The organism is Novosphingobium sp. BL-S-24 (assembly GCF_055521575.1).
The window spans coordinates 205,869-218,560 of sequence record NZ_CM145488.1 but is presented as its reverse complement, the minus strand read 5'-3'; the positions used below and the strand labels follow the sequence as shown (position 1 = coordinate 218,560).

The following is a 12,692-nucleotide window of genomic DNA, read 5'->3' as shown; positions in this document are numbered from 1 at the left end:
AAGACAGCTTTCGAGGGGCCATGCCAGACGATACCGACCTGCTGTTGCGCCGCATCCTTACCGATGTGCTGGGCCTGAAGCCCGGCCAGGCCGATACATTCGAAGCTGATACCGGCCTGTTCGGCCATCTGCCCGAACTGGATTCGATGGCCGTGGCCGGGCTGCTGACGGAACTGGAGGATCGGCTGGACGTCGTGATCGATGACGACGAAATCGATGGCGAAATGCTGGAAACCTACGGAGGGCTGCTTGCCTTTGCCGAGGCCAAGCGCGCCGCCTGATGTTCCCATGGTGACTCCCGCAAGTTGGCTTTGCCCCCTGCCGGGCGGCGGCACCTGTGAAGAATACGCGGTTCAGTTCGACGATCAGCGCCTGCACAGGGTGCTGATCGTGCCGGCCCTTTTCGATGAAGGGAACCGGATGCGCCGTTTCACGGTCGAACTGATGCGGCGACTTGACGCGGTGGGAGTGGACAGCTTTCTGCCCGATTTTCCCGGCTGCAACGAAAGTATCCAGCCTCTCGTCCGGCAGGATCCCACCGACTGGCTCGATGCGATGACGGCGGCCGCCCGCCATTTCCGGGCCACGCATTCACTGGGGATTCGCGGTGGCTGCCTGTTCACCCCGGATCGGGTTCCGGCGTTTCACTATTCTCCGATCAAAGCGTCCTCGATCCTGCGTCAGATGATCCGCGCGCGCATTCTATCGTCGCGCGAAGCCGGACTGAACGAGCATCGTGACCATCTGGTGCAGCATGCTTTGGCAACAGGGATAACGCTGGCCGGGTATGACCTTGGTCCGGATTTCTATCTTCATTTCGATCCGATGTTCCCTGACCCTTCGGCTACGGCCATCGCCCAGGAGCACGTCGGCGGAAGCGGCCTTTGGCTGCGCGCTGAGCCGGATGAAAACGCCGAGCAGGCGGGTGCTTTGGCCGCCATTCTGGCCGACGAAATCAACGTATGACTCGCCGCCATGTCGCTTATGAATGCGCCGGAAGCGTGATCGTCGCAACGCTGGATACCGCGCCCGGTCGCACCGGCCTGTTGCTGGTTTCCGGCGGTAACGAGTTGCGGGCAGGCGCCTGGAACGGTCAGGCGAAGTTTGCCGTCCGGATCGCTGCGAAGGGCTTCCCGGTCCTGCGCTTCGATCGTCGCGGGGTGGGCGATAGCGAAGGCGTCAATGGAGGCTTCCGGTCTGGCGCACCGGATATTGCCGCCGCGGTCGCGAAACTCAGAGCCGAATGTCCGCAAGTTAACCGCGTTGTCGCGATCGGCAATTGCGATGCCGCCAGCGCCCTGATGCTATCCAGTGGAACAGGCTTCGACGCGCTGATCCTGTCAAACCCGTGGACGATCGAGGATGACAGCGAGCCGGCCCCGGCAGCTGTCGTGCGTGATCATTACCGCCGCCGCCTTGCCGATCCTGCGGCAATCAAGCGACTCGTGACAGGCAAAGTTTCGGTATCGAAGTTGGCGCGCAGCCTTGCGTCGACCATCCGCCCTGCCCGCACCGCACCGGACGGACTGGCTGCGCAGATGGCGCAAGGAATATCGCGTTTCTCGGGGGAAATCCGGTTCCTGGTGGCTGGCCGCGACAGAACCGGCCTCGCGTTTCTAGCCAACTGGGACAAGGCGGACCCGCGTATTCGTATCTGCCCTGAAGCTTCGCACAGCTACGTCGAGCAGGATGCGCAGGAATGGCTGATCGATCAGACGCTGGATGTTCTCAGCGCCTGACCGTTAGCCGTCCTCGTCAGTATTGGACTGTCTCCGTCACTCCGGCGAAGTGCTTCGCCGCCAGATACCGCTCCGCGTCAAGCGCCGCCATGCAGCCCATGCCTGCGGCAGTGATAGCCTGTCGATAGACGTGGTCCGACACGTCTCCGGCCGCGAACACGCCAGGGATGTCCGTCTTGGGAGTGCCAGGCTGAACCAGTAGATAGCCGGTCTTGTCCATCGCCAGCTGCCCCTTGAACAGTTCCGTCGCGGGGGCATGACCGATGGCGACGAATGCACCGTCGGCCAGCACTTCACCCTGCTCACCGGTTTCGGTGTCGATCAGTGCAAGCGCACGCAGCGCGCCGTCTTCACCGGGCAGGAACCGATCCACTCGCTTGTTCCAAAGCACCGAAATCTTGGGGTGAGCGAACAGGCGATCCTGCAGAATCTTCTCGGCACGCAGCGAATCCCGGCGGTGGATCAAAGTCACATCGTCGGAGTGATTGGTCAGGTAAAGCGCCTCTTCGACTGCCGTGTTGCCGCCGCCGATCACGACGACTTTCTTGCCGCGATAGAAAAAGCCATCGCATGTCGCACAGGCTGAAACGCCTTTGCCCGACAGCTCCTGCTCACCGGGGACGCCCAGCCACTGGGCCTGAGCTCCGGTAGCGATGATGAACGTGTTGCCTTCATAAAGGTCACCGCCGTCACCCTTGGCGATGAACGTATCGCCGGACAAATCGACCGACGTTATCGTATCCCACATCATCCGCGTGCCAACATGGACGGCCTGCGCCTCCATCTCCTGCATCAGCCACGGTCCCTGAATGACCTCGCGAAAACCGGGATAATTCTCGACATCTGTAGTGATGGTCAGCTGCCCGCCGGGCTGCAGGCCCTGCACTACGATCGGCTCCATCCCCGCGCGCGCACCGTAAATGGCTGCGGAAAGGCCGGCAGGGCCAGAACCGATAATAAGCATGCGGGTCTTGTGCGTGGTCGCCACGGGTAGGGTCTCCGGGGTAAAGGATCTCTCGCGAAATAGGGACTGGATACCCTTCTTGCCAAGCGTTCAGGCGTCAAAGGTTTTATTTCATCCACGCAAATTGTGCATCACTGCATTTGCGTCAGCGATGGATTGACGGCTGCGTGCCCCCGCGCCATTCCCGCCCGATGAGCACTCAACTAGGCCCCACGTCGAACCGTTTCATATCACAGCGGCTTCGGCTGAACTACGTAGACTGGGGTAATCCGGATGCGCCGCCGCTCATCCTGCAGCATGGCGGGCGCGATCACTGCCGCAGCTGGGATTGGGTTGCCGAGGAGCTTCGCCGGGACTGGCATGTGATCTGTCCTGACCTTCGCGGGCACGGGGACAGCGAATGGTCTCCCGAAGGCCATTATGGCATGGACGCATTCGTCTATGACTTCGCCCAGCTTGTTCATACTCTGGGATACGATCAGGTTAGCATCATCGCCCATTCGCTGGGTGGTGCGATCACGACTCGCTTCGCCGGTCTCTATCCTGAGAAAGTGGCTAAGTTTGTGAATATCGAGGGACTAGGCCTCTCTCCCGCAGCACGCCGCGAAACGGAAGGCCGCGACACGCGCGACCGGCTGCGCTCGTGGATCGAAGAGAAGCGGAAATCGTCCGGCCGACAGGTGCGCAAGTACGCTTCGCTGCGGGATGCCTATCAGCGAATGAAGGAAGAAAACAGCTTCCTCAGCGAGGATCAGGCACGCCACCTCACCATTCACGGCGCAACCCGCAATGAAGATGGAACGTGGAGCTGGAAGTTCGACAACTATCTGAACGTCTGGATCACGTCAGATCTTTCAGCCGACGAGATCGTGTCGCTTTGGGAAGCGATCACCTGCCCGACGCTGCTGCTCTGGGGCAAATCGAGCTTCTTCAAAAGCCCGGCTGACGATGGACGCATGGAATACTTTCCGACCGCGAAGCTCATCGAATACGAAGATGCCGGGCATTGGCTGCACCACGATCAGTTCGATCGTTTCATGCAGGACGTACGGGCATTTCTGGGATGACCCCTTAAAATGCCCGTTACGGGGCAATGATCAGGTCAGCAACGCATATCCAAGCGCGGCCCAGCACACCATGCAAAGCAGGATCGCGATAATCAGGCCCCGGCCGTCATGATCCTCGTCCAGCTTTGTCATCCGCTGCGCCGCATAGACCATGCCGGCGGGTATGCGGCTGGTGAAACTGCGGGTCCTGCTCGAATACTGATCGAACGGGATGATGTTTTTGTCGGCGACCATCATTCCAATCCTCTATCCCATAGGAGCCGGCGAGCTATGCCCATCCAGGCTTCGTGTTGCGATCCCCCGTTTATTAACGTCGAAATCCATGGTCACGTTTACCATGTACCGAAATGATACCCTTCTATTTATCGAGATCAACGGATAATTTGTATGAAGCGTGATATAAATTTAATAAAGTAACGATATTTTATAACATAGTTGCGTTGGTCGATGTTGCGGCGGGCTAAGAAAGGAGTGGTAGCTTCACCGTTTCCCTTGCTCGATTCTACGCGCGCCCTTAGTCTTCGATGATGACCCAAGCCCTGAAGATCAGAATACAGCTGTTCAGCGGCGAGGAAATTGCGATGGGACCGGGCAAGGCCGATCTTCTCGATGCCATCAATGTACACGGGTCGATCTCGGCGGCAGGCAGACACATGGCGATGAGCTACCGCCGCGCTTGGCTGCTGGTCGATGCCATGAACAGGTGCTGGGACGAACCGCTTGTCCTGACCAGCCCGGGCCGGTCCAAGGATAGTGGCGCCCGGTTGACGGAACGGGGCGAAACGGTGCTCGCTCACTACCGCGCCTTGCAGGCAAATGTCGCTGCTGCTGCCCAAGGCGTTGATCTCGATGCACTGACTGATTGCCTGCTCGATAACCCCAAGGCCAGCCAGAAAGACTTGAAATAACAACCTCCGTGCGGGGCCAGTCCTTGCAATGCCCGCCTTCCGATATACAGTCAGATATAATTCTGACCGGAGCTGTCTGCATGCGCAAATGCCTGAATTTCATCATCGCATTGTGCGTGACTTTTGGGGTGTCTGCCGCACCGTTGCAGGCTCAATCGAGCACCACGCGTCAGGCGCCGTTGGTGTTGGCAGCCGCCAGTCTGCAGGAATCGATGAATGCCGCGGCGGACGGTTGGCAACGGAAAGGCCACCCGCGCCCCCGCATTTCATTCGCGGGCTCCTCTGCACTGGCGCGTCAGATCGAGGGCGGCGCGCGGGCCGACATCTTCGTATCGGCGGACGAACCGTGGATGGATCAACTGCAGTCCAAGGGCCTTCTGCGCCGAGGCACCCGGACATCGTTCCTTGGCAATACGCTGGTTCTTGTCGCACCGCGCAATAACACCACTCGCTTGAAGATCGGCAAGGGCATGCCCCTTGCCCGGTCGCTGGGCGCTGGACGTCTGGCCATAGCCGACCCGTCGGGAGTGCCCGCCGGCATCTACGCCAAACAGGCCCTGACCCGACTTGGCGTATGGAATACGGTCGGCAGCAAACTGGCTCCGGCTGAAAATGTTCGCGCTGCGCTGGCGCTCGTCAGCCGGGGCGCCGCGCCGCTTGGTATCGTCTATGCGACGGATGCGCGGGCGGAGAAAGGCGTCAGAGTTGTTGGCGTTTTTCCCGCCGCAAGCCATGATCCGATCAGCTATCCCATCGCTCTCCTGGCATCATCGCGAAATCCGGAGGCGGATGGCTTTCGCCGATACCTGATCTCGACCGAAGGTAAGGCCGTATTCCGCCGCTTCGGCTTCAGGACCAGGTAACTCCTTGTTCACCCCGCTGTCGCCGTCCGAATGGGAAGTGTTGGTCCTGTCGCTCAAAGTCAGCGGAGTGGCGATGCTTGCCGTGTTGCCCATTGCATTCGCGATCGCCTGGATACTGGCTCGATGGCACTTTCCCGGCAAGATTCTGGTCGACGCCATCGCTCACCTGCCGCTGGTCATGCCGCCCGTCGTCACCGGCTGGCTGCTGTTGCTGGCGTTTAGCCCCAACGCCCCAGTTGGCGCGTTTTTCGAGGAAGCGTTCGGCATCACGTTCCTGTTTCGCTGGACCGGGGCGGCATTGGCCGCCGGCGTCATGGCGCTGCCGCTGATGGTACGGGCGATGCGTCTGTCGCTGGAGGCCGTGGACCGACGGCTGGAGTCAGCCGCCCGCACGTTGGGCGCAGGGGCATGGCGCACGTTCGCCTCGATCACGTTGCCCCTGTGCCTGAACGGCATCCTCGCCGCGCTGGTGCTCGGCTTTGCTCGTTCGATCGGCGAGTTTGGCGCGACCATCACGTTTGCCTCCAACATTCCGGGAGAAACGCAGACCCTGCCGCTGGCGATCTATAGCGCGCTGCAACTGCCGGGAGGCGATTTGCAGGTCGCGCGGCTTGCCGCCCTGTCCGTGTTGCTGTCCGTAGGCGCGCTGGTGCTGTCGGAATGGCTGGCCCGTCGGAGCGGCCAGGGCCGAGGCCGCCATGTCCTTTGATATCGATGTGCGCCTGAAGCGGGGCAGAGTGCATTTGAACTACCGGATCGAGGCCGGAGCCGGACTGACCGCGCTGTTCGGGCCGTCAGGTGCTGGCAAGACCAGCCTTCTGGATGCGGTGGCAGGGCTGATCCGTCCGCATGATGGGCGGATCGTGGTGGCCGGGACGGTGTTGTTCGATAAAGAGCAGCGCATCAACCAGCGCCCGGAAGCTCGCCGCTGCGGTTACGTGTTTCAGGATTTGCGCCTGTTCCCTCACAAGACAGTGCGTGCCAATCTGCGGTTCGGGATCGACAGAGCCTCGGCTGGCAACGACCATGTCAGCTGGGATCATACGATTGATCTTCTCGGCATCGGCGCGCTTCTGGATCGTATGCCCGCGACCTTGTCCGGCGGCGAGGCACAGCGCGTGGCGATTGGGCGCGCCCTTCTTTCCGATCCGCGTTTCCTGCTGCTGGACGAGCCGCTATCGTCGGTCGACCCGGCCCGTAAAGCGGAGATCATCTCGCTCATCCAGCGCATCCGGGATAAGCTGCGCCTGCCCATTCTCTACGTCAGTCATGACCGCGCGGAAGTGGAATTGCTTGCCGACCGTATCGTCCCGATCAATCCGCCTTCGACGTAAACGCTAGACCGGATCGCTCGCGCGCTCCTGAATTCGTAACGAGGCCGCCGCCGCGATCACCAGGGTCCCGGCCGCGAAAGCCATCGTCCAGATCGGCTCGCCGGGAAAGAACGCCTTCATGATCGAGCCCATCACCGTCGCCACCAGCAATTGCGGCAGAACGACGAATACATTGAACAGGCCCATATAGATGCCAAGCTTGGCCTGCGGCAGACTGCTGGCGAGGATTGCATAGGGCATCGCAAGGATCGAGGCCCAGGCGATGCCGATCCCGATTTCGCAGAGTAACAGCGCCTGATGATCTCGCAATAGCAGGAACCCGGCGAAACCAAACGCGCCTACCAGCAGACAGGCCGCATGCGTACGCGCCTTGCCCCATCTGGCGGACAGCAGCGGAAGCAACGCCAGCGCGGCGATTGCCGCTGCTCCGTTGTAGACCGAGAACAGGACGCCAACCCAGTTGCCAGCCTGCTGATAGGCGACGCTGGCGGGATCGCCCGAACCGAAGTGGTATTGGGCAACCACGGGCGTCGTATTGATCCACATGATGAACAGTGAAGACCAGCTGAAGAACTGCACGAACGCCAGTCGCTTCATCAGCGGCGGCATTCCCGCAAAGTCCCCGACGATGCCGGTGAGCATCGAGGCGCTGCGGCCCGCGCGGGCAAGACGGATCGCAATTACCGTCGCCAGGCCGTATGCCGCCATCAGGGCAGCCAGGAGATAGACTTCCTTTTCCAGCGACCAGAACCATACCGCCAGCGCCACCAGTACGCCGCCCAGCATCCACAGGGCCGCGCTGCCCGGATGACGCTTCGCCAGCATCGCCATCGTGGCGGCACCATCATCCGCAGCGGCATCACCAAAAGCGGCCTGCTCTGCAGGCGAGTATTCGCGCGTGGTGAGCACCGTCCACAGGACCGCGACCAGCAGCGCCCCGCCTCCTGCCCAGAAGCTGAAGCGCACGGTGTCCGGGATCTGCCCGGCAGGAGCGGTGTTGGAAATGCCCATCTGTTCGAGAGCAAAGGGGAACAGCGATCCGACGACTGCCCCTGCGCCGATGAAGGCGGTCTGCACCGCATAGCCCGCCGTGTGCTGATCCTTATGCAGCATGTCGCCCACGAAGGCGCGGAACGGCTCCATCGATACGTTGAGACTGGCATCGAGCATCCAGAGCAGCAGCGCAGCCATCAACAGGCCACCACCCGCTCCGCCGCTTTCCGGCATCAACAGGAGCGCGATCGTGGCGAGCACGGCCCCGGCAAGGAAGTACGGCCGCCGCCGTCCCAGTCGACCCAGCCATGTGCGATCGGATATGTGCCCGACGATCGGCTGCACCAGCAGGCCGGTAAGCGGCGCAGCGATCCACAGCGCAGGCAGATCGTCGATCCCCGAACCGAGCGACTGGAAAACGCGGCTCATGTTCGCGTTCTGCAGGGCAAAGCCGATCTGGATCCCGAAGAAGCCGAAGCTGATGTTCCATAGACCGGCCCAACCCTGCCGGGGCTTGTCGCGACTCGCGTCGATCGTGGCGTGCTGCATCGTGCTCCTTCCCCATCCTCGCGAGCTTGCGCCGCGTCGGCGATTCAGTCCGCCTTGCACGAGGAGCCGCGATCGGCAACACGCATACGAATACGCAACCTTGCTTCAGGCCGCCGTGCTGCCGCGGACAATGAGCTGGGCCGCCATCGTTCCGGCAGGCGCAGCGCGATCCTCGATCTGAGCCGCCAGCGTTTCCACGAGGATCGCCCCGGCACGCTTGAGATCCTGCTTGATCGTGGTCAGCGGCGGATTGGTCATGCTGGCCGCGGGCAGATCGTCGAACCCGATGACAGCAACATCTCCGGGCACGGACAGGCCTGCACCCAAAAGCGCGCGCATGGCGGCGACGGCCAGCACGTCACTCGCCGCGAAGATCGCATCGAAGGGGACTCCGTCTTCGATCAGGGCGCGGGTCGCCGCATAGCCCTCCTCGTCCAAATTTACGGCATCGCGTTGAAGTGCCGGGTCAGGCGCGATGCCTGCTTCGTCCAGGGCGGCGCACAGTCCCCGATACCGGTCGGCGAACTCGGGATAGTGGCCGTCCGCCTGGCCGAGAAAGGCAATGCGGCGGCGCCCTTGCTGCAGCAGATGATCCCCCGCCATTCTGCCCGCGCCGACGTTGTCCGACCCTACGGTAGCGCCGATGTTCGCTTCGTCGACGCTACCCCAGCGCACGAAATGCGTGCCCTGCCCGACCAGTTGACGCAGACGGCTTTCGTAGAGCTTGTAGTCTCCATACCCGAGCAAAATCAGACCATCGGCGCGGTGGCTGTCCTGATACCGGACGTGCCAATCGTCCTCCAGCTTCTGGAACGAGATCAGCAGGTCCAGCCCCCGGTTCGCACATTCGCGAGTGATCGCGCCCAGCATCTCGAGGAAGAAAGGGTTGATCCGCGAATCCTCGGGCGATTGCTCCTCGAAGAACAGCAGCGCTATCGTGTTGGAGCGCTGCGAACGCAGCGACGACGCGTTCTTGTCGACCGAGTAGTTCAATTCGCGGGCAATTGCCTCGATCCGGGCACGCGTCTCCGCACTGACGGACTTACTGCCCCGAAGCGCGCGGCTGACGGTCGGCTGAGACACGCCCGCCCGGTAGGCGATGTCGAAACTGGTGGGTCGATCGGTAGGTCGGCGTCCCATCATTGCGCTCCCCGCTCTGCATCCGCGCCCCGGATGCCACCTTAATGCCATCGTACAACAGCGGCACATGCGGGAGGCACAAGCCACTGACAAGGCGTGGTTAAGTGATAACCCTGACGTGGCGCGACGGCCACGCTGCGTCGCTTTCCAGCACTTGAGCATACGTATGCCATATTATGCGTAGCGAAGTCTCGTCCTAATCAGCACGGGTCAAATGGAGTCGCGTCAGCAATGTGCGGACTTCTCATGGGGGCGAAGCCGGTCGCCGTATTCTACCAATTCCGGCTGGGACAGGAGAGGACCAACCAATGTCGCTTCGCTACGATATTTCGGCTGCCGGACGCGTATCCGGCCTCGCCATGGCCGCCGCGCTTGCCGCCAGCGCCCTTTGTCCCGCCGCCGCGCAGGCCCAGGACGCCGCTCCGGCCGCCGAGCCAGCAGCCGATGGATCGGGTGATTCCATCATCGTCACTGGTTTTCGCGCCAGCCTGCAAAGCGCGATCAACCAGAAGCGCTCAGCCGAGCAGATCGTTGAATCGCTGTCGGCCGAGGATATCGGCAAGCTGCCCGACGCCTCGATCGCGGAATCCATCGCCCGCCTGCCTGGCCTGACCTCGCAGCGCGTATCGGGGCGTTCCAATTCCATCGCCATTCGCGGCTTCGCGCCGGACTTTTCGACCACGCTGCTCAACGGCCGCGAACAGACGTCGACGGGCGACAACCGCGCCGTCGAATACGATCAGTATCCCTCGGAAGTCGTCAGCTCTGTCAACGTCTACAAGACGCCGATGGCCAGCCTCGTCGGCCAGGGACTGTCCGGTACGGTCGACATGCGCACGATCCGTCCGCTTGATGCGGGCAAGCGGATTGTCACCATCGGGGCACGCGGTTCCTATGCGGACATCGGCAAGCTGAACGCCGGGTCGACCGACAAGGGCTATCGCGCCAACGCGCTTTACGTCGATCAGTTTGCGAACGACACACTCGGCATCGCGCTGGGCGCGAGCTATACGGATGAGCCATACCAGATCCAGGAATTCAACGCCTGGGGATATGCGGACACCCCGGACGGCAACAAGGTCATCGGCGGTTCGAAGTCCTACGTCACGTCCACCAAGCTGAAGCGCCTCGGCCTGAACGGTACGCTGCAATGGCGCCCGACACCCAACTTGACGACGACGATTGACGGCTTCTATTCCGATTTCAAGGACGATCAGGTCAAGCGCGGTGTCGAGCTGCCGCTGTTCTGGGATCCGGACACAGCTTCGCTCGCCAACGCCACTGTCACGAACGGCCTTGTCACCGCCGGTACGTTCAACGGTGTGAAGAGCGTCGTGCGCAATGACGTGTTCCAGCGTCACGCCAAACTCTATTCGTTCGGCTGGAACACCAAGTGGGAAGGCGATGACGGTTGGAAGGCGTTCTTCGACGTCAGCTATTCCAAGACAGACCGCAACGAACTGAACATCGAGAGTCTGTCGGGCACGGGTCGCAACACGATCGGCGCGCTCGACAGCATCGACTTTGTGATGAACGGCAAGGGCGCGCGGTTCTCTCCCACGCTCAACTACGGCGACTACAACACGATCCTGCTGACCGGGCCGCAAGGCTGGGGCGGAACGCAGATCGGCGTCGATGGCACAAGCATCCTCAACGGTCAGGACGGCTACTACAACAATCGCCGGATCAAGGACGAACTGTGGCAGTACCGCGTCGAGCTAGAGCATGAGTTCGAAGCCGGGCCTCTGCATTCATTCCAGGTCGGCTGGAATTACACCAATCGGTCCAAGACACTGGTGCCGGAGGAGTACTTCCTTGGCTTGGCCGCCAACACCGACGGTTTGACCAGCGTCACGATCCCAGCCGAATATCGCCTGAAGGGTGAAACCCAGCTCAACTACCTCGGCCTCGGCTCGGTCGTCAGCTACGATCCCATCGCCTTGGTGCGTGACGGCATCTATAATCGCGTGGCGAACCCATACGGCGACGTCGTGGTCAAAAGCTATGCTATCCGCGAACGCCTGATGACCGCGTACGTCCAGGGCAATCTCGACGCGGAAATCGGTGCGGCGCACCTGACCGGCAACTTCGGCGTGCAGGCGCAGTGGACGGATCAGAATTCACTCGGCGCAAGCGCGGTGCTGCTGGGCACCAACCCGAACGGCTCGCCCAATGTCGGCGCGGTGCGCCGTAACGTCAGCGTCGATTATCTCGACGTGCTTCCCAGCGTGAACCTCTCGCTGCGCTTCCCCAGCGAAACGGTGGTCCGCTTCGCCGCGGCTCGCGAAATCATTCGTCCGCGCCTGGATGACATGCGCGCTTCGGAGAAGTTCGATTACACCGTCACCGGCGGCGTCGCTCAGGTAACCGGAGAGGCCGGAAACCCCTATCTTCGCCCATGGCGCGCCAACGCGCTGGACCTGACCCTCGAGCAGTACTTCGGCGGCAAGGCAGTGATCGCGGCGCAGTTCTTCTGGAAGGACCTGAAGAGCTACATCTACAACCAGCAGTCCACCGTTCCGACCGACAGCCTCTCGCTGCAGGATCCGGGCAACGGCGTGGTCCTGTCACCCACGGCTCAGTATACGATCCCGGTCAACGGCAACGGCGGCAAGCTCTACGGAGTCGAACTGGCGACAACGCTGCCGTTCGAAACGTTCCTCGGCGCGCTGGAAGGTTTCGGTGTGACCGGCTCGGTCGCCTACACCAAGAGCAAGATCCAGGCATCGCCGGATTCCCCCACCGGCGATCTGCCGGGCTATTCCAAGTGGGTCGCCAACGGCACCGCCTACTTTGAAAAGTGGGGCTTCAACGCTCGCGGATCGGTTCGCTATCGCTCCACCTTCCTGGGTGAAGTGTCAGGCTTTGCCGCCAACCGCGTGCGCCGCCGCGCCAAGGCCGAGACGATCGTCGACGCGCAGATCGGCTACGATTTCCAGCCGGGCACCGCGCTGGAAGGTCTGTCGCTCTACATCCAGGGACAGAACCTGACGGACGAGCCGTTCGTCACCACGAACCCGGGCGATAGCCGCGAAATCATCGACTATCAGCGTTATGGCCGCCGTTTCCTGGCGGGCTTTACCTACAAGTTCTGAGTTTACCCCCCGGCGCTGCAGAGGAACCTCCTCCTCCACT

At 61.8% G+C, this 12,692-nt stretch carries 13 protein-coding genes; 9 read left to right on the top strand and 4 right to left on the bottom strand.

Translation table 11 applies throughout. The features are described 5' to 3' along the window. The first annotated feature begins 20 nt into the window (after window positions 1–20). From ACZ1JM_RS06220 to ACZ1JM_RS06210, 3 genes are read left to right on the top strand one after another with little or no spacing between them, the layout of a single operon-like run. Window positions 21–281 (top strand): phosphopantetheine-binding protein, encoded by a 261-nt coding sequence (locus ACZ1JM_RS06220; protein WP_465133970.1) that lies wholly within the window; start codon window positions 21–23, stop codon window positions 279–281. Between the two features lie 7 nt (window positions 282–288). Then, complete coding sequence (locus tag ACZ1JM_RS06215; protein ID WP_465133969.1) at window positions 289–966, top strand: alpha/beta hydrolase family protein; 678 nt, start codon at window positions 289–291, stop codon at window positions 964–966. After that, window positions 963–1,739, top strand: a complete 777-nt coding sequence (locus ACZ1JM_RS06210) for a hydrolase 1, exosortase A system-associated (RefSeq protein ID WP_465133968.1) — start codon at window positions 963–965, stop codon at window positions 1,737–1,739. The genes ACZ1JM_RS06215 and ACZ1JM_RS06210 overlap by 4 nt, the downstream gene beginning before the upstream one ends. A 16-nt stretch (window positions 1,740–1,755) precedes the next feature. Here the strand turns inward: ACZ1JM_RS06210 and trxB are convergent, their stop codons facing one another. After that, window positions 1,756–2,727 carry a thioredoxin-disulfide reductase gene (trxB, locus tag ACZ1JM_RS06205; RefSeq protein ID WP_465133967.1) on the bottom strand — a complete coding sequence of 324 codons (972 nt, stop codon included), beginning with the start codon at window positions 2,725–2,727 and terminating at the stop codon, window positions 1,756–1,758. A 167-nt stretch (window positions 2,728–2,894) separates the two neighbouring features. Between trxB and ACZ1JM_RS06200 the strand changes: the two genes are divergently transcribed. Continuing rightward, window positions 2,895–3,770, top strand: coding sequence for an alpha/beta fold hydrolase (locus tag ACZ1JM_RS06200; RefSeq protein WP_465133966.1), 876 nt, complete (start codon window positions 2,895–2,897; stop codon window positions 3,768–3,770). 30 nt (window positions 3,771–3,800) lie between these two features. Here ACZ1JM_RS06200 and ACZ1JM_RS06195 read toward each other — a convergent pair whose 3' ends face one another. Then, window positions 3,801–4,007: a hypothetical protein gene (locus tag ACZ1JM_RS06195; protein ID WP_465133965.1), complete on the bottom strand. Its 207-nt coding sequence runs from the start codon at window positions 4,005–4,007 to the stop codon at window positions 3,801–3,803. Window positions 4,008–4,294: 287 nt separating this feature from the next. Between ACZ1JM_RS06195 and ACZ1JM_RS06190 the strand changes: the two genes are divergently transcribed. From ACZ1JM_RS06190 to ACZ1JM_RS06175, 4 genes are all read left to right on the top strand, one after another. Next, window positions 4,295–4,678, top strand: a complete 384-nt coding sequence (locus ACZ1JM_RS06190) for a winged helix-turn-helix domain-containing protein (protein WP_465133964.1) — start codon at window positions 4,295–4,297, stop codon at window positions 4,676–4,678. Window positions 4,679–4,758: 80 nt separating this feature from the next. Next, complete coding sequence (modA, locus tag ACZ1JM_RS06185; protein ID WP_465133963.1) at window positions 4,759–5,541, top strand: molybdate ABC transporter substrate-binding protein; 783 nt, start codon at window positions 4,759–4,761, stop codon at window positions 5,539–5,541. Between the two features lie 73 nt (window positions 5,542–5,614). After that, window positions 5,615–6,250, top strand: coding sequence for a molybdate ABC transporter permease subunit (gene modB, locus ACZ1JM_RS06180; RefSeq protein WP_465134997.1), 636 nt, complete (start codon window positions 5,615–5,617; stop codon window positions 6,248–6,250). Beyond that, window positions 6,240–6,875 carry a molybdenum ABC transporter ATP-binding protein gene (locus ACZ1JM_RS06175; protein ID WP_465133962.1) on the top strand — a complete coding sequence of 212 codons (636 nt, stop codon included), beginning with the start codon at window positions 6,240–6,242 and terminating at the stop codon, window positions 6,873–6,875. The genes modB and ACZ1JM_RS06175 overlap by 11 nt, the downstream gene beginning before the upstream one ends. A gap of 3 nt (window positions 6,876–6,878) precedes the next feature. Here the strand turns inward: ACZ1JM_RS06175 and ACZ1JM_RS06170 are convergent, their stop codons facing one another. Then, the gene (locus ACZ1JM_RS06170) at window positions 6,879–8,417 is read right to left on the bottom strand and encodes an MFS transporter (RefSeq protein ID WP_465133961.1); all 1,539 of its coding nucleotides are present in this window, start codon (window positions 8,415–8,417) and stop codon (window positions 6,879–6,881) included. A 105-nt stretch (window positions 8,418–8,522) separates the two neighbouring features. Next, on the bottom strand, window positions 8,523–9,557 hold the full coding sequence (locus ACZ1JM_RS06165; protein ID WP_465134996.1) for a LacI family DNA-binding transcriptional regulator: 1,035 nt from the start codon (window positions 9,555–9,557) through the stop codon (window positions 8,523–8,525). A gap of 308 nt (window positions 9,558–9,865) precedes the next feature. On the opposite strand from ACZ1JM_RS06165, the gene ACZ1JM_RS06160 reads away from it, so the two are divergent. Beyond that, entirely contained in the window at window positions 9,866–12,652 is a 2,787-nt protein-coding gene (locus tag ACZ1JM_RS06160; RefSeq protein WP_465133960.1) for a TonB-dependent receptor, read from the top strand. Window positions 12,653–12,692 lie beyond the last annotated feature (40 nt).